The organism is Ectopseudomonas toyotomiensis (assembly GCF_900115695.1).
Classification (GTDB): Bacteria; Pseudomonadota; Gammaproteobacteria; order Pseudomonadales; family Pseudomonadaceae; genus Aquipseudomonas; species Aquipseudomonas toyotomiensis.
The window spans coordinates 405,977-429,039 of record NZ_FOXK01000005.1 but is presented as its reverse complement, the minus strand read 5'-3'; the positions used below and the strand labels follow the sequence as shown (position 1 = coordinate 429,039).

At 61.8% G+C, this 23,063-nt stretch carries 17 protein-coding genes; 7 read left to right on the top strand and 10 right to left on the bottom strand.

From position 1 onward, the window contains the following. Positions 1-238 precede the first annotated feature (238 nt). Positions 239-2,050: a sodium-extruding oxaloacetate decarboxylase subunit alpha gene (oadA, locus tag BM186_RS12965; protein ID WP_074915754.1), complete on the bottom strand. Its 1,812-nt coding sequence runs from the start codon at positions 2,048-2,050 to the stop codon at positions 239-241. A gap of 8 nt (positions 2,051-2,058) precedes the next feature. Further along, positions 2,059-3,474 carry an acetyl-CoA carboxylase biotin carboxylase subunit gene (locus BM186_RS12960; RefSeq protein WP_072425310.1) on the bottom strand — a complete coding sequence of 472 codons (1,416 nt, stop codon included), beginning with the start codon at positions 3,472-3,474 and terminating at the stop codon, positions 2,059-2,061. A gap of 154 nt (positions 3,475-3,628) precedes the next feature. Between BM186_RS12960 and BM186_RS12955 the strand changes: the two genes are divergently transcribed. Further along, positions 3,629-4,603 (top strand): LysR family transcriptional regulator, encoded by a 975-nt coding sequence (locus BM186_RS12955; protein ID WP_074915752.1) that lies wholly within the window; start codon positions 3,629-3,631, stop codon positions 4,601-4,603. 71 nt (positions 4,604-4,674) lie between these two features. Next, the gene (locus BM186_RS12950) at positions 4,675-5,862 is read left to right on the top strand and encodes an XdhC family protein (protein ID WP_074915750.1); all 1,188 of its coding nucleotides are present in this window, start codon (positions 4,675-4,677) and stop codon (positions 5,860-5,862) included. 270 nt (positions 5,863-6,132) lie between these two features. On the opposite strand, the gene BM186_RS12945 is transcribed toward BM186_RS12950, so the two are convergent. The 4 genes from BM186_RS12945 to hexR all read right to left on the bottom strand — a co-directional run bounded on the left by BM186_RS12945 (position 6,133) and on the right by hexR (position 10,230). Continuing rightward, entirely contained in the window at positions 6,133-8,370 is a 2,238-nt protein-coding gene (locus BM186_RS12945) for a xanthine dehydrogenase family protein molybdopterin-binding subunit (protein ID WP_074915749.1), read from the bottom strand. A gap of 14 nt (positions 8,371-8,384) precedes the next feature. Then, positions 8,385-8,843, bottom strand: coding sequence for a (2Fe-2S)-binding protein (locus BM186_RS12940; RefSeq protein WP_017676163.1), 459 nt, complete (start codon positions 8,841-8,843; stop codon positions 8,385-8,387). Positions 8,844-9,054: 211 nt separating this feature from the next. Next, positions 9,055-9,267 carry a PA3496 family putative envelope integrity protein gene (locus BM186_RS12935; protein WP_074915747.1) on the bottom strand — a complete coding sequence of 71 codons (213 nt, stop codon included), beginning with the start codon at positions 9,265-9,267 and terminating at the stop codon, positions 9,055-9,057. A gap of 96 nt (positions 9,268-9,363) precedes the next feature. Then, a complete protein-coding gene (gene hexR / locus BM186_RS12930; protein ID WP_017676165.1) occupies positions 9,364-10,230 on the bottom strand; it encodes a transcriptional regulator HexR in 867 nt (288 codons plus the stop codon). A gap of 250 nt (positions 10,231-10,480) precedes the next feature. On the opposite strand from hexR, the gene zwf reads away from it, so the two are divergent. From zwf to BM186_RS12905, 5 genes are all read left to right on the top strand, one after another. Further along, complete coding sequence (gene zwf, locus BM186_RS12925; RefSeq protein WP_074915745.1) at positions 10,481-11,923, top strand: glucose-6-phosphate dehydrogenase; 1,443 nt, start codon at positions 10,481-10,483, stop codon at positions 11,921-11,923. A gap of 283 nt (positions 11,924-12,206) precedes the next feature. Next, positions 12,207-12,725, top strand: a complete 519-nt coding sequence (locus tag BM186_RS12920) for an Hcp family type VI secretion system effector (RefSeq protein WP_003241180.1) — start codon at positions 12,207-12,209, stop codon at positions 12,723-12,725. A 186-nt stretch (positions 12,726-12,911) separates the two neighbouring features. Then, on the top strand, positions 12,912-15,020 hold the full coding sequence (gene tssI / locus BM186_RS12915; RefSeq protein ID WP_074915743.1) for a type VI secretion system Vgr family protein: 2,109 nt from the start codon (positions 12,912-12,914) through the stop codon (positions 15,018-15,020). 5 nt (positions 15,021-15,025) lie between these two features. Further along, entirely contained in the window at positions 15,026-15,862 is an 837-nt protein-coding gene (locus tag BM186_RS12910) for a DUF4123 domain-containing protein (RefSeq protein WP_241519853.1), read from the top strand. Positions 15,863-15,873: 11 nt separating this feature from the next. Further along, complete coding sequence (locus BM186_RS12905; RefSeq protein WP_074915739.1) at positions 15,874-18,429, top strand: LysM peptidoglycan-binding domain-containing protein; 2,556 nt, start codon at positions 15,874-15,876, stop codon at positions 18,427-18,429. Positions 18,430-18,462: 33 nt separating this feature from the next. On the opposite strand, the gene BM186_RS12900 is transcribed toward BM186_RS12905, so the two are convergent. The 4 genes from BM186_RS12900 to znuA form a co-directional block, all read right to left on the bottom strand. Further along, positions 18,463-19,458 (bottom strand): formylglycine-generating enzyme family protein, encoded by a 996-nt coding sequence (locus BM186_RS12900; protein ID WP_074915737.1) that lies wholly within the window; start codon positions 19,456-19,458, stop codon positions 18,463-18,465. Between the two features lie 28 nt (positions 19,459-19,486). Further along, positions 19,487-20,479 carry a formylglycine-generating enzyme family protein gene (locus BM186_RS12895; protein ID WP_074915736.1) on the bottom strand — a complete coding sequence of 331 codons (993 nt, stop codon included), beginning with the start codon at positions 20,477-20,479 and terminating at the stop codon, positions 19,487-19,489. A gap of 179 nt (positions 20,480-20,658) precedes the next feature. Beyond that, a complete protein-coding gene (locus BM186_RS12890) occupies positions 20,659-21,912 on the bottom strand; it encodes an MFS transporter (RefSeq protein ID WP_074915734.1) in 1,254 nt (417 codons plus the stop codon). Positions 21,913-22,085: 173 nt separating this feature from the next. After that, the gene (znuA, locus tag BM186_RS12885; RefSeq protein WP_072425249.1) at positions 22,086-23,030 is read right to left on the bottom strand and encodes a zinc ABC transporter substrate-binding protein ZnuA; all 945 of its coding nucleotides are present in this window, start codon (positions 23,028-23,030) and stop codon (positions 22,086-22,088) included. Positions 23,031-23,063 lie beyond the last annotated feature (33 nt).

The window sequence follows — 23,063 nt, the reverse complement described above, 5'->3', positions numbered from 1 at the left end:
GGGCATGACCGGAAAGCTTGGCCGGCACACCAGGCTTGGCCCCCGCTGGGGAGTCGCAAAAACGCCGTTAGCGTTTTGCGCAAGGCCACCGAAAGGGTGACGCACATGGATGTGCCGTGCAAAAAAAGGGAGCCTTGCGGCCCCCGGGACAAACCTGCGCCGTGGCGCTGAATAAAAAAAGGAGCCCGGGTTACGCCCCGTCAAACTTGCCCATCCAACAGGCCGGGCTCCATAGAGGTTAACCTTCGATTTCCACCAGTACTTCGCCCGGATTGACGCGGTCGCCCTTGGCCACGTGAACGGCCTTGACGGTGCCGGCAATCGGCGCCTGCACTTCGGTTTCCATCTTCATTGCTTCGGTGATCAGCACCGCTTGACCGGCCTTGACCCTGTCACCTTCCTTGACCAGCACATCGACGATGTTGCCTGGCATGGTGGTGGACACGTCGCCCGGTGCGCGGGCCTGCTTGCGCTTGCCGCCAGCACCTGCGACGTATTCATTGAGCGCCTCGAACACCACTTCTTCCGGCATGCCGTCGATGGACAGGTAGAAGTGGCGCTTGCCATCACCCTTGACGCCGACACCGGTGATGTCGACGCGGTAGCTTTCGCCGTGCACGTCGACCACGAACTCGGTCGGCACGCCCTCGCCACCCACCGGCGCGGCCTTGCCCTGACCATTGGGCATGGGCAGCAGCTCTTCCGGCTTGAGGGTGCCGGCCGCGCGCTCTTCGAGGAATTTGCGCCCGATGTCGGGGAACATGGCGAAGGTCAGCACGTCCTCTTCGGACTTGGCCAGGCTGCCGATCTCTTCACGCAGGCGTGCCAGCTCGGGCTTGAGCAGGTCGGCCGGGCGCACGTCGATCACTTCTTCGCTGCCGATCGCCTGCTTGCGCAGTTGCTCGTCGACCTTGCCCGGCGCCTTGCCGTAGCGGCCCTGCAGGTACAGCTTCACTTCGTTGGTGATGGTCTTGTAGCGCTCGCCGGCCAGCACGTTGAAGAACGCCTGGGTGCCGACGATCTGCGACGTCGGCGTTACCAGGGGCGGGAAGCCGAGGTCGGCACGCACGCGCGGAATCTCTTCCAGCACTTCGTTCATGCGGTTCAGCGCGCCCTGCTCCTTGAGCTGGTTGGCCAGGTTGGAAATCATCCCGCCCGGCACCTGGTTGACCTGCACGCGGGTATCCACGCCGGTGAATTCGCTCTCGAACTGGTGGTACTTCTTGCGCACGGCATGGAAGTACATGCCGATTTCCTGGATCAGTTCCAGATCCAGGCCTGTGTCGAATTCGCTGCCCTTGAGCGCGGCGACCATCGACTCGGTGCCCGGATGACTGGTACCCCAAGCCAGGCTGGAGATGGCGGTGTCGATATGGTCGGCACCGGCTTCGATGGCCTTGAGCTGGCACATCGAACCCAGACCCGCCGTGTCGTGGCTGTGGATGAATACCGGCAGATCGACTTCGCTCTTCAGTGCCTTGACCAGCGCGAAGGTGGCGTAAGGTGTGAGCAGGCCAGCCATGTCCTTTATGGCGACAGAGTCGATACCCATCGCCTGCATGGCCTTGGCCTGGGCAACGAACGCCTCGGTGGTGTGCACCGGGCTGGTGGTGTAGGCGATGGTGCCCTGAGCATGCTTGCCGGCAGCCTTGACCGCCTCGATGGCCACGCGCAGGTTACGCACGTCGTTCATCGCATCGAAGATGCGGAACACGTCGATGCCGTTGACCGCCGCCTTGGCGACGAAGGCTTTTACAACGTCATCACTGTAGTGGCGGTAGCCGAGCAGGTTCTGCCCGCGCAGGAGCATCTGCAGGCGGGTATTGGGCAGCGCCGCCTTGAGCTGGCGCAGGCGCTCCCAGGGGTCTTCCTTGAGGAAGCGCACGCAGGCGTCGAAGGTGGCGCCACCCCAGACTTCCAGCGACCAGTAGCCGACGCGGTCGAGCTTGTCGCAGATCGGCAGCATGTCCTCGGTGCGCATGCGCGTGGCCAGCAGCGACTGGTGGGCATCGCGCAGGACGGTATCGGTAACGGTGATCTTCTTGCTCATGATGTCCCCTACAGGCCCGCGTGGGCGGCGATGGCGGTGGCGATGGCGATGGCCAGGTGCGACGGGTTGCGCTTGATCGAGTACTGGGTCAGTTCCGGGTGGCTTTCGACGAAGCTGGTATTGAACTGGCCGCTACGGAATTCCGGGTTACGCAGGATTTCCTGGTAATAGGGCGCGGTGGTGCGCACGCCCTGCACGCGCATGTCGTCCAGCGCGCGCAGGCCACGGTCCATCGCCTCTTCCCAGGTCAGCGCCCAGACGATCAGCTTCAGGCACATCGAGTCGTAATAGGGCGGAATGGTGTAACCGGTGTAGATCGCCGTGTCGGTACGCACGCCGGGCCCGCCGGGCGCGTAGTAGCGGGTGATCTTGCCGAACGAGGGCAGGAAGTTGTTCTTCGGGTCCTCGGCGTTGATACGGAACTGCAGGGCATAACCGCGGTGGATGATGTCTTCCTGCTTGACCGACAACGGCAGGCCGCTGGCGATGCGGATCTGCTCACGAACAACGTCGATGCCGGTGATTTCCTCGGTGATGGTGTGCTCCACCTGCACCCGGGTGTTCATCTCCATGAAGTACACCTCGCCCTCGGCGAGCAGGAACTCCACGGTACCGGCGTTCTCATAGCCCACGGCCTGCGCGGCACGCACGGCCAGATCGCCGATATAGGCGCGCTGCTCGGGGGTGAGCTGCGGGCTCGGGGCGATTTCGATCAGTTTCTGGTTACGGCGCTGGATCGAGCAATCGCGCTCGTACAGGTGCACGGTATTGCCGAAGCTGTCGGCGAGAATCTGCGCCTCGATGTGCTTCGGGTTGACGATGCATTTTTCCAGGAACACTTCGGCGCTACCGAAGGCCTTGGTCGCCTCGGAAATGACCCGCGGGTAAGCCTGCTCCAGCTCCTCGCGGCTGTTGCAGCGGCGAATGCCACGGCCGCCACCACCGGAAGTGGCCTTGAGCATCACCGGGTAACCGATGCGCTCGGCTTCACGCAGGGCCTCGGCCAGGTCGGCAACGTTGCCTTCGGTGCCAGGGGTGCAGGGCACGCCAGCGGCCATCATGCTGCGGCGGGCTTCGGTCTTGTCGCCCATGCGGCGGATGACTTCCGCACTTGGGCCTATGAACTTGATCCCGCGTTCGGCGCAGATCTCTGCAAGTTCGGCATTTTCGGACAGAAAACCGTAGCCGGGGTGGAGGGCGTCGCAACCAGTTTCCACTGCCAGATTGACCAGCTTGCGCGGGTTCAGATAGCCGGCCAGCGGATCTTCGCCAATGCTGTGCGCTTCATCGGCACGCTTGACGTGCAGGGCATGACGGTCCGCATCGGAGTAGATCGCCACCGAGCGGATGCCCATCTCGGCGCAGGCCCGCACGATGCGGACGGCAATCTCACCACGGTTGGCGATCAGTATTTTTCTTATCACGATCCAATCCTCAGCGCAGAGCTGCAAGGGCCGCCGCAACAGTTGGTTGCAAACGTGGTGAAACCCTATCCGGCTATACGAATTAACAAAAATGAATAATTATTTGATCGTGCATAAGTAATTACTTATGCATTGACCGAACGAGGACGAAACCGTGCGTAAAACCCTGCTGCGCATGACCTTGCGCCAGCTCCAGGTGTTCCGTGCCGTGTGCGAGCACGGCTCCTACAGCCGCGCGGCCGAAGAAATGGCGCTGACCCAGCCCGCTGTCAGCCTGCAGATTCGTCAGTTGGAGGAGCTGGTCGGCCAGCCGCTGTTCGAGTACGTTGGCAAGAAGCTCTACCTGACCGAAGCCGCCGAGGCACTCAAACGCGCCAGCAGCGATATCTTCGGCCGCCTGGAGAGCCTGGACATGCAGCTGTCCGACCTGCAGGGCTCACTGCAGGGGCAGCTCAACCTGTGCGTGGAATCCAGCGCAAAATATTTCATTCCCCACCTGTTCGCCGAATTTCGCCGCCAATACCCGGAAGTCAGCCTGAATCTCACGGTGGTCAATCACGCCTTGGTGGTGCGCCGCCTGACCCAGAGCCGCGACGACCTGATGATCATGAGCCAGGTGCCGCAGGACATGGCGCTGGACTTCATGCCCTTTCTCGAGAATCCGATCATCGCCGTGGCGCCGCCGGATCACCCTCTGTGCGAGGCGGACAGCCTGCAACTGCAGGACCTGACCACCTATCCCCTGCTGATCCGCGAAAGCGGCTCAGGCACTCGGCGCGCTTGCGAAGAGTACTGCCACCAGAAACGTGCGCACTTCCCCAACACCCTGGAGATCGGCTCGCTGGAGTCGCAGCGCGAGGCAGTGCTCGCCGACCTCGGTATTGCCTTGCTACCACGTCATGCCGTGCGCCTGGAGCTGCAACACGGCCTGCTGCGCGAGCTGCCGGTGGCCGAGCTACCACTGCAGCGCAGCTGGTGCGTGGTGAATATCCGCGGCCGGCGCCTGTCGCCGGTGGCGCAGGCCTTTGTCGACTTCATCCGCACCGAGCGCGCGCAAATCGTCAAACTGGCCGAGCGCTTCCAGCCCAGCCACGCAGGATCGGGCAAGAATCTCGCAGGATCGGCCTAACCCTTCTTCACTTAGATACGGGACATTGCCACCTTGGGGTCGCCTCACCAAAACCTGCCTGGGAGAAACCTATGCTGTCGGGAATCAGCGCCCTGCTCGATGCCGTCCGCACGCTCGAACGCGATAACGGCCAGGCCGTGCTCGCCACCGTGGTCAAGGTCGAAGGCTCGGCCTACCGCCGCCCCGGCGCGCGCATGCTGATCCCGCTCTACGGCGGCACTGTGGGCACCATCAGCGGTGGCTGTCTGGAATCCGAAGTGGCGAAGAAGGCCTGGTGGCTGACCGATGGCGGCGAAGCGGTGATCCGTCGTTACAGCACCGCCACGCATGACGACGATGATGACCAGGACGCCGCGCTGACCTTCGGCCTCGGCTGCAACGGCACCGTGCACGTGCTGCTCGAGCGCCACAGCGCGGAAAAGCCGCTGGCGGTGCTCGAGCTGCTGCGCCAGGTACGCGAAAGCGGCCAGGCCGGGGCGGTCGCCACGGTGATCGGCAGCTATCGCAACGCCCGCGTGCGCGTGGGTGAGCGCCTGTTCCTGCATCCATCGCTGACCGACAGCGGCCGCCTGCTTGACCCGGCACTCGACGCCGAAGTGCATGCCGATCTGCAGCGAACCCTGACCGATGGCCACTCCTCACTGCGCAGCTACCGCGATGCGCGCGGCGAGATCGAGGTGTTCTGCGAATACCTGGCGCCGCAGCGACGCCTGGTGATCTTTGGCGCCGGGCATGATGCCCAACCGCTGACGCATATGGCCAAGCTGCTGGACTGGCACGTCACCGTGGTCGATGGCCGCGCGCATTTCGCCCGCGCCGAACGCTTTCCCGACGCAGACACGGTGCTGCAGGTCAATGCACGTCCACCCTATGAGCTGCGCGCGCTCACCGACGGCGCCATGGTGGCGATCATGAGCCACAGCTACAGCCAGGATCGCCATTGGCTGGGCAGCGTGCTGCAGGGTACGCCGGCCTATATCGGCCAACTGGGGCCACGTGATCGCACCGAGCGCCTGCTGGACGAGATCCGCCAACACAGCCCGCACTTGCCGGCGCTGGAGCGCCTGCACTACCCCATCGGCCTGGACATCGGCGGCGACACGCCGGAAAGCGTGGCCACGGCGATTCTCGCCGAGATGACCGCCGCCATTAACCTCCGTGCAGGCGGTATGCTCAAGCATCGCCAGGCGGCGATCCACACGCCAACGCCGCTGGACTGCAGCGAGATCGAGCCGGCGACCAGACTAAGTGCGTCCTGATCCCCGGATTGCATCGAGGCCACAGATTCGTAGGGTGGGCTAAAGCCACCCTACGGCTTCTTGCCCGCCACCTCCGTAGGAGCGGCTTCAGCCGCGATCATCTGGCTCGCCGCTAAAGCGGCTCCTACACAGAGCGATACCGCGAGTGGCCTCAGATCTACCCCTGGCGCAATTCTGTGGCAGGGGCTTTGGCCGCGAACGCCCCCAACTGCCCCATAAACGCAAACGCCCGGGATTACCCCCGGGCGTTCGTGTTTCCAGTATCGGACGTCAGGCCTTGATCTGCGCCGGGAACGGCAGCTTGCGCAGGCGCACGCCGGTCGCTGCAAACAGCGCGTTGGCAAGAGCTGGCGCCAGTGGCGGCACGCCCGGCTCACCGACACCGGTCGGATTCGCCGCGGACGGTACGATATGCACCTCGACCTTGGGCATCTCGTTCATGCGCAGCACCTGGAAGTCGTGAAAGTTCGATTGCTCGACCCGCCCTTCCTTCAGGGTGATCGCACTGTGCCGAGCAGCCGCCAGGGCGAAGCCGATGCCCCCTTCCATCTGCGCTTTGATCACATCCGGGTTGATGGCGATGCCACAGTCCACGGCGCACACCACGCGATCCAGGCGATAACTGCCATCGGCCTTCACCGTGACTTCGGCGACCTGCGCCACGAACGAGCCGAACGACTCATGCACGGCAATGCCACGCCCGCGCTTCTCGCCCTCGGCGCCCGCCTCCAGCGGCTTGTCCCAGCCAGCCTGCTTGGCGGCCAGCTCCAGCGCACCGCGGTGACGCGGATGACTGTCCAGCAACGCATGACGGAAGGCGTAAGGGTCCTGCCCTGCAGCGACGGCGGCCTCATCGATCATGGTTTCGGCGACGTAACCGGTGTGGGTATGACCGACCGAACGCCACCACAGGACCGGCACCTTGATATTGGTCGGCGTGCTCAGCTCCACCTGCAGGTTGGGCACCGCGTAAGACAGGTTGGAAATCCCCTCCACCGAGGTGTGGTCGATCCCGTCCTTGACCAGGAACGGCTCCATCGAGGTACCGGCAATGATCGACTGACCGACGATACGGTTGTGCCAGGCCTGCAGCTTGCCGGCCTCATCCAGGCCGATGCGCACGCGGTGCAGGTACAGCGGCCGGAAATAACCGCCACGGGTATCATCCTCGCGCGTCCAGACCATCTTCACCGGCGCATCCACGCCCTTGTCACGCGCAGCCTTGGTGATGGCCACCGCCTCCAGCAGGTAGTCCGACACCGAACCGGCGCGACGACCAAAGCTGCCGCCGGCATACAGCTGGGTCAGCGAAACCTGCTCGGGCGTCAGGCCCAGATAACTGCTGATGATGGCCTGGTCGACAGTCTGGAACTGCTCGCCGTTCCAGATTTCGCAGCGGTCGCTGGAGAGTTTCACCAGGCAGTTCATCGGCTCCATCGCCGCGTGCGCCAGATAAGGAAACTCGTACTCGGCCTCGACGGTTTTAGCCGCCTGGGCCAGCGCCGCATCAGCGTCGCCCTTGTTCGCTGCCGGTAGACCCGGCTTGCCCGCGCTCTCGCGGTACTGCGCGAGAATTTCCTCGCTGCCCAGGGTGAAGGCCTGGCTCTCGTCCCATTCGATCACCAGCGCATCACGCCCCTGGCGCGCCGCCCAGGTGTTCTTCGCCAACACGGCGACACCGGAGCGACCGTGGGGCAGATCGCGAAACTCCACCACCTCGACCACATCGCGCACGGCCTTGGCCTTGCTGCTGTCGACCGAGCGCGGCACGCCGCCGAAACGCGGCGGGTAGGCAACCATGGCCACCAGCATGCCGGGCAGCTTGAAGTCCTGGGTGAAGATGGCGCTGCCATCGGTCTTACCCGGGCTGTCCTTGCGGCGCAGCTCGCGTTTGCCGATCAGCTTGAAGTCCTTGGGGTCCTTGAGTTGCACCTGCTCCGGCACCGGCAGTGACGCCGCCGCCTCGACCAGCTCACCGAAGCCGGCGCTGCGGCCTGAGCCGGCGTGACTGACCACACCCTGGCTGACGCTGATTTCACTGGCCGGCACGCCCCAGCGCTGTGCGGCCGCAGCCACCAGCATGGCCTTGGCGGTCGCGCCAGCGTTGCGCATCTGCTCCCAGGAGTTGGCCATGGCAGTGCTGCCGCCCGTACCCTGCATCGGGCCGAAGGCGAGGTTGTTGTAGCGCTTGGCGTCGGCGGGCGCGCCTTCGACGCGCACCTTGTCCCAGTCGGCATCCAGCTCTTCGGCAAGCAAGGTGGCCAGGCCAGTGTAGCTGCCCTGGCCCATTTCCAGGTGTTTGGCCAGCACGGTCACCGTGCCGTCGAGGTCGATACGGACGAAGGCGTTCGGCTCCAGCGGGCCACCTGCCGCCAGCGCATCCATGCCGCGCATCAGCGGCGCGAAGAAGATGCCCAGCGCCAAGCCACCGGCGCCCTTGAGCAGGGTGCGACGGCTGACATTGAGGATGCCGCGAGTGGCGCTATCGGGGGTTTCGATCTTGCCCATGTCTATGCGCCTCCTCAGGCCAGTTTGCCGGCAGCTTCGTGAATGGCGGCGCGAATCCGCACATAGGTGGCGCAGCGGCAGATGTTGCTGCTCATGGCCGCGTCGATATCGGCATCGCTCGGCGCCTTGTTGCTGCTCAGCAGCGCCGTCGCCGCCATGATCTGCCCGGACTGGCAGTAGCCACACTGCACCACGTCGAGCTGGCGCCAGGCGTCCTGAACCACCTTGCCCACGGCGTCTTCGCCGACCGCCTCGATGGTGCTGATGCGCTTGCCAACCACTGCCGATACCGGGGTGACGCAGGAGCGGGTCGGCTGGCCTTCGACGTTCACCGTGCAGGCGCCGCACAGGGCCATGCCACAGCCGTACTTGGTGCCAGTGAGATTGGCGACGTCGCGCAATGCCCAAAGCAGCGGCATGTCGTCGGCCACGTCCAGCTCATGGTCCTTGCCATTGAGATTCAGGGTAATCATGGTCTGCCCACCTTGTTCTGATGGTGTCTGATGGTTCCGGCATGGCGTGCCGGTGGTCACGGTCAACCCCGCACACAGGGGGCCAGATCATCACTGTAGTGGGCGCAAAACCTGCTGTCGCCGCCGATCAGTGAGAACGGCAGAACCGGGCAATAAGTTCGTAGAATCGGGCAAGCTCACTGCCCTGCCCGCAGGCAGGGCAACAAGAAAGTCAGGCGGCGCGGCGCGAATCAGATTCGGCATGCTGGAGGTAGCTGGCGGAAACCAGCTCAGGGAAGTCGGCAAGCTCGCGTTGCAGCTGGCACTGCTCGGCATAGTGCTCGATGGCCCGGCGATAGGCCATGCGGCGCTGGTCTTGCAGTTTGCGCCGGGTCTTGGCATCAGGTTGGTCGAGCAGTTGCGCGTCATCGAAGATACGAGGCATCTCGGTTCTCCCGGAACGAGGACTGGAGTACCCAGCTTCGCCCGGGGAGATGACGCTTTGACGGCGTGAAGATGAACAGGCGATGAACCCCTTATCTCAATCCTCGGTGTTACGCAGCGACTTCGGCGACAGGCGCAGGCTGCGCAGGCTGCGCTTGACGCTCTTGAGGTGGTTGACCAGGCTCGGCCCGCGCGCCATGGCCACGCCCATGGCCAGGACGTCGATCACCACCAGGTGGGCGATGCGCGAGGTCAGCGGGGTGTAGATCTCGGTGTCTTCCTGCACGTCGATGGCCAGATTGACGGTCGACAGCTCCGCCAGCGGCGTCTGGCTCGGGCACAGGGTGATCAGGCTGGCGCCGGACTCGCGCACCAGGTTGGCAGTGATCAGCAGGTCCTTGGAACGGCCGGACTGGGAGATGCACACCGCCACGTCGCCCGGCTGCAGGGTTACCGCACTCATCGCCTGCATGTGCGGGTCGGAATAAGCGGCCGCGTTGAGCAGCAGGCGGAAGAATTTGTGCTGGGCATCGGCCGCCACCGCACCGGATGCGCCGAAGCCATAGAACTCCACGCGCTGCGCCTTGGAGCAGGCAGCGATGGCGCGCTGCAGCGCCTCGGGGTCGAGCTTCTCGCGCACTTCCATCAGCGTATGCAGGGTGGTGTCGAAGATCTTCAGGCTGAAGTCGGCGACCGAGTCATCCTCGTGAATCGCGAACTGACCGAAACTGGCCCCGGCAGCCAGGCTCTGCGCCAATTTCAGCTTGAGGTCCTGGAAGCCGCTGCAACCAATGGCACGACAAAAGCGCACGATGGTCGGCTCGCTGATGCCAACACTATGCGCCAGCTCGGCCATGGAGCTGTGCATCACCGATGCAGGATCGAGCAAGACGTGATCGGCCACCTTGAGCTCGGACTTGCGCAGCAGGTGACGCGACTGGGCGATGTGTTGCAACAGATTCACTGAGATAGGCTCTATGCAGAAAAGGGTCTACCGCGGCACTCGGCGGGTCATAGCTCGGTTATGATCGGCGGCCGGCGGTTGTAGTGACCTTGTAGTTATACTACATAGCTCGCGCCCGCGCACAGCCAAGCGGCTGCCAATTCGCTGAACGAACTTTCCGGCAGAGGGGCGCAGCCGATCTTTTCACTGCCTCTTTGCTGCAAACGCAGGTAGTTTGCAACGGCCTGCCACAACGAGTCGGAGTCTTCCCTTGAGCATCCCCTGCGACATGCTGGTCTTCGGTGGTACGGGCGATCTGGCCCTGCACAAATTGCTGCCAGCGCTCTATCACCTGCACCGCGAAGGACGCCTGCACGCCGATGTGCGCATCCTCGCCCTGGCCCGCAGCAGCCACACCCGCGAGGCCTACCAGGCCCTGGCCGAGCGTCACTGCCGTGCTCAGGTGGCGCGCGCCGATTTCGCCAACGAGACCTGGGCCAGCTTCGCCGCGCGCCTCGACTACTTCGCCATGGACGCTGCGCAGAGCGCCGATTTCGGCCGCCTGGCCAAGCGCCTGGGGCGTGATGACGAGCGCGTACGGGTCTACTACCTGGCCACCGCACCGAGTCTGTTCGAAGCCATCGCAGCGCACCTGGCCAACGCCGGCCTGGCTGGTCCTGCAGCGCGCATCGTGCTGGAAAAACCCATCGGCCACTCGCTGGAATCAGCCCGCGCGATCAACGCCGCCATCGGCGCCGTGTTCGACGAGGCACGGGTGTTTCGCATCGACCATTATCTGGGTAAGGAAACCGTGCAGAACCTCATGGCGCTGCGCTTCGCCAACGCCTTGTTCGAGCCGGTGTGGCGCGCCGGGCATATCGATCACGTACAGATCAGCGTCTGCGAAACCCTTGGCGTGGAAAACCGCGGCGGCTACTACGACCAGGCCGGCGCCATGCGCGACATGATCCAGAACCACCTGCTGCAGCTGCTGTGCCTGGTGGCCATGGAGGCACCAGTGCGCTTCGACGCCGAGGCGGTGCGCAACGAGAAGGTCAAGATCCTCGAAGCGCTGAAACCCATCTCCGGGCTCGACGTGCAGGACAAGACCGTGCGCGGCCAGTACACCACCGGCAAGATCGGCGGCCATGATGTGCCCGCCTACTACTTCGAGAAAAACGTCGACAACGACAGCGACACCGAAACCTTCGTCGCCGTGCAGGTAGAGATCGACAACTGGCGCTGGGCAGGCGTGCCCTTCTACCTGCGTACCGGCAAGCGCCTGGCGAAGAAAACCTCGGAAATCCTCATCCAGTTCAAGCCGGTGCCGCATCGTCTGTTCCACGAGGGCGAAGCCAACCAGCTGCTGATCCGCCTACAGCCGGAAGAGCGCATCAGCCTGCAGCTGATGGCCAAGAACCCCGGCAAGGGCATGCACCTGAAACCGGTGGAGCTGGACCTCAACCTGGCCAATGCCTTCAACCAGCAGCGCCGCTGGGATGCCTATGAGCGCCTGCTGCTCGACGTGATCGAAGGCGACTCGACGCTGTTCATGCGCCGCGACGAGGTGGAGGCCGCCTGGCAGTGGGTCGACCCGATCCTGCAGGGCTGGCTCCAGCACTACCAGAGCCCGCGCCCCTACCCGGCCGGCAGCGATGGACCGGAGCAACTGCAAAACCTGCTGGAGCGTCACGGGCGCCATTGGGCCGAATGACCAACCTGGCAGCTTCTTGCGCAGCGTGCTGTGGATAAATCTGCACTGCAACTGGTGCAGGCCAGTGAATACAGGCTGTTCAGCAGACTGCGCAATAACCTGCACAGCATTGCGCAACTTGTTGCGCAATATAGCGTGACGAAACACTCATCGTGACCAATAACAACCAACAGGTCATGCTAAATCTATGTTTATAAAGGATTTTATATTTATGGCATGCCGCTCGCTTTAGCCATGGCTCCCGGATCGATCACGATCCATGACCCAGGCAAGGAGAGCACTCATGCCAACACCCGCGTATCTGTCCCTCGAAGGCACCAAACAAGGTCTGATCACCGCTGGCACCTTCACCGAGGACTCGGTCGGCAACATTTTCCAGGAAGGTCATGAAGACCAGATTCTGGTGCAAGCCTACAACCACCAGGTCATCATCCCGCGCGACCCGCAGTCCGGCCAACCGACCGGCCAGCGCGTGCACAAGCCGCTGATGATCACCAAGGTCTTCGACAAGTCCTCGCCGCTGATCTTCAACGCCCTGACCTCCGGCGAGCGTCTGAACAAGTGCCGCCTGGAGTGGTACCGCACCTCCTCCACCGGTACCCAGGAGCACTACTTCACCATCGAGCTGGAAGACGCCGTGATCGTCGACGTACAGTCGCGCATGCCGAACTGCCAGGACCCGAACATGGCGCACTTCACCCACCTGGAAGACGTCTACTTCACCTACCGCAAGATCGTCTGGACCCACGAAGTTTCCGGTACTTCCGGCTCCGACGACTGGCGTACCCCGATCTCTGCCTAAGGCGGGATCGCGTCCGCGTCACCGTAGCGGCCAGGCATCGTCCTGGCCGTTGCGTTTCGGCAGGCTGCGCACAAAGCGCTGGCCAATCGCCGAAAACCTCGACCGTTGCCAGCGCGCGGCGGCCGATTCGGTTACAACCTGGAGCGCGCCACGCGCCCATCATGGAATGATCGAGAGGAACAACGAATGTTCGCCCAGGCCAACCAGACCCATTTCAGCCTCAGCATCGACGGTGTCGAACACGACCTGCAGGTGCTCGAATTCAAAGGGCGCGAGGCGGTCAGCCAGCCTTACGCCTTCGACGTGGAACTGATCAGCGAACGCCCCGACCTCGATCTGGAGAGCCTGCTGCACCAGCGCGCCTTCCTCGCCTTCGACCAGAACGGCGCCGGCATCCACGGCCTGATCCACCGCATAGCCCAGGGCGAATCCGGCAAGCGCATGACGCGTTACCGCCTGACCCTGGTGCCGCAATTGGCCTACCTGGCACACCGCACCAATCAGCGCATCTTCCAGCACCTGACGGTGGAGAAGATCATCGGCCAGGTGCTCGAAGAGCACGGCATCCAGGCCGACGCTTACCAATTCCAACTCGGCTCGCTCTACCCCGAGCGCGAATACTGCGTGCAGTACGACGAGAGCGACCTGCACTTCGTCCAGCGCCTGTGCGAGGAGGAAGGTATCCACTACCACTTCCAGCACAGCAGCGCAGGCCATGTACTGACCTTCGGCGACGACCAGACCGTATTCCCGCGCCTGGCGCCGCTGGCCTACCAGCAGGACAGCGGCCTGGTGGCCGACGACCCGGTGATCAAGCATTTCGGCGTACGCGTGGAAACCCGCACCAGCCAGGTGACGCGCCGCGACTACGATTTCGAGAAACCGCGCCTGCAGCTGGAGGCCAAGGCCGACGGCGATGCCCAGCCCAAGCTGGAAGATTACGACTATCCCGGCCGCTACACCGACCGCGAACGCGGCAAGCAACTGGCCAATCGCGCTCTGGAACGGCACCGCCACGACTTCGAACTGGCCCAGGGCGACGGCGACTCGCCGACCCTGGTCAGCGGCCACTTCCTCGACCTGACCGACCATCCGCGCGAGACCTGGAACCAGCTCTGGCTGCTCACCGAAGTGCTGCACGAAGGTAAACAGCCGCAGGTGCTGGAAGAGTCGATCACTAGCGATCTGACACGACGCATATTGGCCCCCTCGCCCCTTCGGGGAGAGGGCTGGGGAGAGGGGGAAAAGGACGACACCGACTTCCACCAAGGCTACCGCAACCGCTTCACCGCCACGCCCTGGAACGTACCCTTCCGCCCTCAGTTGGCCCACCCCAAGCCGCGTATCCTCGGCAGCCAGAGTGCCGTCGTCACCGGCCCGACCGGCGAAGAAATCCACTGCGACCAATATGGCCGGGTGAAGGTGCAATTCTTCTGGGACCGCGAAGGCCAGGCCGACGAGAAAACCAGTTGCTGGCTACGCGTCAGCTCCAGTTGGGCCGGTGATCGCTACGGCGCCATCACCATCCCGCGCATCGGCATGGAAGTGCTGGTCACCTTCCTCGAAGGCGACCCCGACCAGCCGCTGGTCACCGGTTGCCTGTACCACGCCGAACACGTGGTCCCCTACGACCTGCCGGCGAACAAGACCCGCAGCGTGTTCAAGACCCTGAGCAGCCCCGGCGGTGGCGGCTACAACGAACTGCGCATCGAGGATCGCAAGGGCGCCGAGCAGATCTACGTCCATGCCCAGCGCGACTGGGACGAGAATATCGAGCACGACCAGAAGATCCGTGTCGGCAACGAACGCCACGACACGGTCGAGGCCAACGCCTACAGCCACTTCAAGGCCGAAGAACATCGCACTACCCATGCCGACCGCAAAACCGAGATCAAGGCCAACGACCACCTCACCGTTGGCGACAGCCAGCACATCAAGCTCGGCAACGGCCAGCTCGTCCAGGCCGGCCAGGAAATTCACCTCAGCAGCGGCCTCAAGGTCGTGCTCGAAGCCGGCAGCGAACTGACCCTCAAGGGCGGCGGCAGCTTCATCAAACTCGACGGCGGCGGCGTCACCCTGGTGGGGCCGGTGATCAAGATCAACTCCGGTGGTGCAGCGGGCAATGGCTCGGGGGCAGCGCCGATCTTGCCGGGCGCGGCGAAGCCGGCGGATGTGGATAAGGCGGGTATGGTTACTCAAAACTACCGCGCGCAAGCACTAGCAGGGCATCTATTGCCAGCTTTGGGCTGCATATTTGACGCCAGTGGCAAATGCATGATTCACAATCACGGATGAGTGACATGGAAAAGCCGATTCAATCCCCATTTGAGCAGGCCCCCAACCCTCACCTGCGCTGTGTGATTCTTGAGGCCACTGCCGACCCGGATTTGCATCGATGGCTCTACCAGCTCGCACCGGATGGCATTCCGCAATGGGCTCCACTGTTCCTTGATACGCCCTACCATTCGCTGGCCGATCAAGGGCCAGCGCTGGTCATGAGCAACACCTCGGATCAATGGAGTGACTACGCCAACGCTTTGCTGTCCCAGAGTGATGCCGGCTGCATCCTTTATCTCGAGAGCGCTCAGCACTGGCAAGCGGCGATAGAACATTGCCAGAGCCTGCTTTCCGTTCGTACGGAAGAACGCCCAGACCAGTTGATGCGCTTCTTTGAGCCGCGCTGGCTTGAACCGCTACTCATGGCCCTGAGCGAAGGAGAGAAACAGGCATTCCTGGGTCCGTTCTCCGGATTGGCCTGGCGCAACGAGCTGGGATGGCGCTACACCGAGCGTAACCAACCTTGGGACGGAACAGTGCAAGAACCAGGTTGGCTGTGGCTGGGGCAGCAGCGCCGCCAGGAAATGGAAAAAGCACGCCTCAGACTGTTGGCAGCCGAGATGACCGAGGGCTATCGCAGTGTAATCGATAGCTCGCCCGCCGAAGAGTTCGTCTTCACTCAGCTATCGAACGCGTATGCAGCGGGCGTTACCCAGAAAGCCCAGTACGAACGCTGGTTACGATTGACGCTGAGCCAAGGCACGCAGTTCTGGCAGTCAAAACCTGTCAACAGCATCCTGGCGCGCCAGGATCTCGCGATCAGCACAAAACTGGATGAGCTGGAAAGTCTTTCAAGCTAAGGGCAAGGGACATGTCGAATACCAAGATCCACACCGTTCAAAACGGCGACACCTTGGGTGCAATCGCTCAACAACATGCGACCACAACAAGTGAGCTGCAGCGGCTCAATCCTATCATTCGTGACCCGAACGTCATTCATACCGGTTGGAAACTCAAAGTTCCAGATCAAGCGGCAGCCAATGAGGCTAGAGCGCCAGCCCCCAGCCAACCGAAGCCTCAATCCCTGCCGCCAGCCCAACACAGCACGGATGAAAGCAGCAGCCAGACGCAATGCACGAGCCAATGCCAGGATGAACTGGTGGATGTGGCGCACATCACGGGCGACTCTCACTATTACGTATTGAACGAGCGACAAGCGCAGGCACTAAAGCGTGAAATTCAACGCGTACAGACCTTGATGGATGAGCTGCAGCAAAAGCTCGCGCAGGCCGCAGAGCGTGTCGAATGCCTGAAAGAGCGCACCCAGGGCAACGAATGCAATTGCAGCCGCTGCATCAAGCAGGCCTGGAACGAAAAGGCCGAACAAGCAGGCCTGGTGCTTCTCTCGCCACCGCCGCAGGAACAAGAAACCGCCGTTCCGACCACAGAAGAAGATATCCAGGGCCAACTGCGCACATTGCAGGATGCGCGCATCTGGTATGAATCCTATACACCAGTGTTCAGCCCCTCTCATGCCACCGGCAACCTGCTCGAAAGCAACTGGCGCCTGCTACGCCAGAAAAAGCTAGCCGAACTGGATGCGGAGATCGCAACCCTGAGGGGTAGATTGAGATCAGAGCCGGGAGACAGCGGCACACTGGCCAGCGGTACCAGGCCGGATCTGGCTCATGGCCGTGGCCGCAGCACGGAACGAGAACGTGGCACTAGACGCCGCAGCGGCGTCACCGTGGTAGAGGTCGTGCTGTTCAGCCAGCCAGATCGGCGCTATTACATCAGCACTCGCTTCCGTGAGCAGGAGGATTGGAAACTCAAGGTGCGCAGCACCGTACTGGCAGGCAAACCTTTCGGCCGTCAACTGGCCAAGGACCTGCTCGACGACATCCGCAAGGGGATCGGCGAAGGTCGCAAATCCAGCCCGATAGGCGCGCTGGAGGCCAAGCTGGTCGGCTGGACGAGCAAGGAAGACAACCTGCTCAACGCCCTGCACAAGGAGACCAACTGGACCAGCAATCCAGATGATTCTGCACCTTACGCCACCTCAGCCGAGGCTCACGCTCTGCGCTTCGCGGCCAGCGCCAGCGCGGGTGTGAACAATTGGAACCCGGCCGAGGGCAACATTGAGGTGGGTGCCAAGGCCAGTGCCGCGTTCTCATTAGCTGAAGGTTCAGTTTCACTCACCAGCTTCTTCCCCTCTCAGGGTGGACACCCGCTACGTCTGCGTTATCGCAACGCAGCAGGGCAGCAAGTCGACTGCCCGCTGGGTGTCATACGCTTGCAAGGCAAGGTCGAGCTTTCCTGCTTCGTCGGCGCCCATGCCCAGGCATCGGCGGGCGTTAGCGTACGCTACAAACCCAGTGACGAAGGCGCGGGGGGCGCCACGGCATTGCTGGGCTCACCGCATATCGAGCCGAGCCGTGGCGGCAATATAGGGCTGAAAGGCGACGCCTTCGCTGGCGCTCAGGCCGGTGGAGCACTGAGCGGCGCATTGCAGTGGGTAGAACCATCGAACCAAGGCCGAGGGACCGTCGTCAGAGGCCAGTCCAATGCCAGCAGCAACTGGAGTAGCCTCGCAGAAATCAAGGCCGAGGCCAGTGCTGCATTCGGAGCGGGTATCGGCGGCGAATTCGGCATCACCATCGCCAGCGACCGGCTCGCCGTGAACTGCAAAGGCCGCCTGGTATTCGGCCCCGGCGCCAGCGGCGGCTTTTCGACCGTGGTGGATCTGGAGAAGACCTACGCACTGCTTAAGCTAGTGTGTGAAGCACTGGCCGATGTGGATTATCGATATCTGCTGGGGGTTTCTCAGGAGGCGTTTAACTATATGGCTTGGGGTATTTATCAAATTGCGTCAGCCCCGAAGGATGCTCTAGTTAAGGCCTTTGAGGATGGGAGCAGAGATATGAGGCTTTGGTGGCAAAACCGTCAAGCCTCTATGGTGGAAGCAGAAAATTTAGCCCGCTATCTTCTAACTAATCACGCCGTACTGATAAATGGAAAACGCCTACCTCTAGATAAACTCCCACCGCAAACCGTCGGCCCGATGCTGTATGTACTCAGCGAGAGCTATGTGGAAAGCTTTCAGGAGTACCAAGAAAAAGCCATCGTCCTGCTACTCAGCCACCTTTATCGCCGCTGGCGTCAATTCATAGAGGCCATGGAACACTGCTCGCCGAATGGCGCCAAGGTCAATGCAATGGAAAGCCTCAATCGTCTAAACCGCCTACTCGATGGACGGCAGCAGCAGGAGTTCAATCAATTTATCGAGCGACTGGCCGTACGCGGTCTACCGGGCGCCGTGGATGCCAGCTCGAATGTGATGCTGGCTTGGACACCCACCGACGCGTGGCGCAAGCGCGACGTTCTGATCGCAGCAAGATCCAGTGGCCAATTCGATGGCCTAGCCTAACAAGTAAGGGGGGTCCAACGAGTGCCCCCTTTTTTATTTAAGGGCTTGGTCAGACTGAATGGCGCAGCGAAAGCTGGTACTTGAATAATGATTCTTCTGGACTGGATTATCAGGCCAACGCCGAACAGTATTTGCAGACTGCCAGTTTGACTCTGAAAAATCAGAGCCACGCCTAACCTTCTGAGTACCTGTTTTGGGCCCTAGCGGATTATCAGCAGGCGAATTCCTGTAATAATCAGGGTCATACCAGTCATTGACCCAGTCGGTGGCGTTACCCGCCATATCATATAAACCCAATGGGTTCGGAGCATACTGCCCAACGGGATGTATGTCGGTGTCTTCATCACGTGGGATATTACGCCCATAGTCCAGGCTTCCCGTATCCGTAGGAAACTGTACGTACTGCCCACGATTACGGGCGGCATATTCCCATTGTGCCTCGGTCGGCAAGTCAACTGGATAGTCACTGAGCTGCCCCAGCCACAGACAATAATCCTTAGCCTCTTGCCAATCCTTGAGCGGTGCGGGATTATTTCCTCTATAACGAAACTGCAAATCTTCTCGATCACGATACTCCGCATCGAAAAAGGGTAAGCCCTGGCTGGTACGGAACAAATCAAAATCCCCCAGCCGAGTCTGGTAACTCGCCAGGTAGTAACTACTCAAACGCACCTGATGCAGATAGTCATCGTGGAACTTGGGGGTAATTGGGCAAAGCTCATCCGGCTCGTAACCATAGGGCCAGGTGCCCATATTGGTCTGGTCGAAATCGCAGGGCGCGCCGAAATCACCCATCTCGAACTCACCACCCTCGATAAACACCATCTCATCCAGCGAGCGCACCACCGTATTGAGTATCTGGCTGCGCAGCTCAGACGAGAGCTTGGAATACTGTGAGTCGATACGTTCGGCGATAGCGGCAACCTTTTCCGGGTTTAGCCTTTCGCTTTTCGGCAAAGGCTGCGACTGTGCCTGACAGCCAACGACCATAAGAGGAGCAAACAGAGAAAGTATTACTCGACGATACATGGCAATATCCCTATAAAACAGCTAGAAATTAAAGCGCTTTATCAGATTGAATGGCACAGCGAAAACCATTACCGAAAAAATACCCATTCAGGACTGGATTATCGGCCCAGCGTCGAACAGTATTCGCAGACTGCCAATTCTGCTCCGAAAAATTAGATCCCCGATGGATTTTTTGCGTTCCCGTTTCAGGCCCTTGTGGATTATCTACAGGCGAATCCCTGTAATAATCAGGGTCATACCAGTCATTGACCCAGTCGGTGGCGTTACCAGCCATATCATATAGGCCCAATGGATTCGGAGCGAACTGCCCAACGGGATGTATGTCGGTATCTTCATCACGAGGGATATTACGCCCATAGTCCAGGCTTCCCGTATCCGTAGGAAATTGTACATACTGCCCGCGATTACGGGCGGCATATTCCCATTGCGCTTCGGTCGGCAAGTCAACTGGATAACCACTGAGCTGACCCAACCACAGACAATAGTCTTTGGCCTCCTGCCATTCTTTGGGTGGGGCAGGCTTGTTCGGATCAAATTCACCAGCTAAATCTTTCCTATCTCGATACTCCGCGTCGAACAAAGGTAAGCCCTGGCTGGTACGGAACAAATCAAAATCCCCCAGCCGAGTCTGGTAACTCGCTAGGTAGTAATTACTCAAACGCACCTGATGCAGATAGTCATCGTGGAACTTGGGGGTAATTGGGCAAAGCTCATCCGGCTCGTAGCCATAGGGCCAGGTGCCCATATTGGTCTGGTCGAAATCGCAGGGCGCGCCGAAGTCACCCATCTCGAACTCACCACCCTCGATAAACACCATCTCATCCAGCGAGCGCACCACAGTATTGAGCATCTGGCTGCGCAGTGCAGACGAGAGCTTGGGATACTGCGAATCGATACGCTCGGCGATGGCGGCAACCTTTTCCGGGTCTAGCCTTTCGCTTTTCGGCAGAGGCTGCGACTGTGCCTGACAGCCGGCCACCAGCAGCGGCGTGAGAAAAAAAGATAACAATCGGTTATTCATCGGCAACGTCCCTATTCAATCCGCTCAGCGGCTCTGGCTCAGAGGCTTGCCAGAGAAAAATCTCAACAACAGTCCGCGACCATACCTAGAACTCAGGCTTGGGCGCCAGGATTGGATCAGTGCATTGTGCGTCCTGTCATGGCAAAACTCTGGTGAGTGACTGACTGCGTCTTCGACAGCTAGTTCTGTGCAAGCTGAGTCACCACGCGTGCATGCAGAAAAACCACCACCAACACCAGCATCCCCAACACCCCCGCCCCGACGAACAAGCCCTCATAGCCCAATGCCTTGGCCAGCACCCCGCTGCTGGCCCCGAAGAAGCCGGACAGCAGCAACTGTGCCGAGGCCTGCAAGGTGAAGTCGGCGCCTTCGTGTTCGGGGCGGCACATGCGCATCATGGCGGCGAACAGGGCGACGGTGGACATGCCGTCGGCCACCTGCTCGAACAGGGTCACGGCGTAGACCAATCCGGTGTCGGCACCTTGCCCCACCAGCAAGGCCAGGGCGGCGATGCCGATGGCCTGCAGAGCGCCGAACAGGATCAGGGCACGCAGCACGCCGATGCGCGCGTAGAGCAGGCCGCCGAGCAAGGCACCGCCGATGCCGGCCAGGCTGCTGATCAGGGTCAGTTGGCCGAGCGCTGCGGTGCTCCAACCCTGATCTACCAGCATCGGCTTGATCATCGGCGAGCCGAGCGAGTCGCCCAATTTGAAGGTCAGCACCACCGCCAGCCACAGCAGCATGCCGGGCTGCGCCAGCAGGCCGCGATAGTGGTTCAGCAACAAGCGTGGGCCAAGGGCGGTTTCGGCCAGGGCGGGCTGGAAGGGCAGGGCGCGGCGCTCGGGGAACAGCCAAATAGGCACGGTCATCAGCAGGATCAGGCCAGCCAGCAGGCCAAGCGCCAGGTTCCAGCCCAGCGGGTCGATCACCAGCAGCAGGCCACTGCCACTAATGATCATGCCGACCTTGTAGCCACCCACTTGCAGGCTGTTGCCCAGACCGCGCCAGCGCTCGGGTAGCAAGCGCACGGTAAGGCCATCGGTGGCGATGTCCTGGGTCGAGGCCAGCAGATTGATCAGCAGCAGCAAGCCGAGCAGCAACCACAGGCCGGAGCCGAACAGCGTCTGCGGGGCGAGCAGCGCCAGTGCCGCGACACAAGCGATGACGCCGCTTTGTAGCGGCAGTATCCAGCCACGGTGGTGGCCCAGTCGGGGCGAGGCCAGGCGGTCGATCCAGGGCGCCCACAAGACTTTGAGTAGCCAGGGCAGCGCCAGCAGCTTGAGCAGGCCGATCAGCGCCAGGTCGACGCCATGTTGACGCAGCAACACCGGCAACGAATGAGCGATCAGCCCGGAGGGCAGGCCCTGCGCACAATAAAGAGAAGCCAGCAGCACCAGCGTGGCGTTGGACGGACGAGGTGCGGTTGGCGACATGGCGGGTGCTCGCGGCAAAAGCGCAAGCCTAGTGGTTTGCGCCTGCAAGCGGCAATGTGAGGGTGGTTACAGTTCGTAGCTCGGCGGGTCGCGGCTGAAGCCCCTCCCACGGGGCAGGATGTTCGATTAGTTGTATCCGGGCTACGTGAAAAACGCTCACGACGCCAAAGGTCTTACAGGCTATTCAGGCACTCGCTCAGGCCACCGGCCAGGTTTTCCAGCAATTGTTCATAGCCAGTGGCATTGACGGGCAGAGTGCCGCCGAGCGCATCGAGCTCGGCCAGTTTCACCGGCAAACCGGCACTGAGTGTTTCGGCCAGGCGCGGGCGCAGCGGCGGCTCGCTGAACACGCAGCTCGGACCGGTCTGTTGCAGCGTCTTGCGCATGGCAGCGACATGGCGCGCACCGGGCTGTACTTCGGTCAGTACGCTGAACACGCCGGCGTGCTTGAGGCCGTAGGCGGCCTCAAAATAGTCGAATGCTTCGTGGAAGACGAAATACGGCTTGCCCTGCAAAGCGGCCAGCTGCGGGCGAATGCGGCCATCGAGCACATCCAGGCGCGCCTCGAAGGCTTGCAGATTGGCGGCGTAACGAGCGGCGTTGGCGGCATCCAGCTTGGCCAGGTCTGCCGCCATGCGCGCGGCGATCACCTTGGCGTTGTCCGCTGCCAGCCAAAGATGCGCATCCAGACTGCCCGGACGATGATCATGATCATGGCCAAGGTCATCGCTGGCATGTTCGTGGCCATGATCATGCTCGTCGTGCTCGTGCTCGTCATGACTATGGCTATCGCCGAAGTGGCGCAGGGTCATGCCGGGCAGATCCTGCACCGCCACCTGGGGCTTGTCGCGGCTGCCCAGCACCCGTGGCAGGAAGGCTTCCATATCCGGTCCGATCCAGTACAGCAGGTCGGCATCGCGCACCCGGCGCACGTCTGACGGACGCAACGCGTAATGGTGCGGCGAGGCGCCTGGAGGCAGCAGCACGTCAGGCGAACCGATGCCGTCCTGCACCGCCGCGGCGATCAGTTGCAGCGGTTTGATACTGGTCAGCACACGCACCTCGGCCTGGGCACTGGCGACGAAAAGCAGGGTAAAGAGACAGAAAAGACGCAACACGGGGCATACTCGGATGGAATTGAACGGGTAATA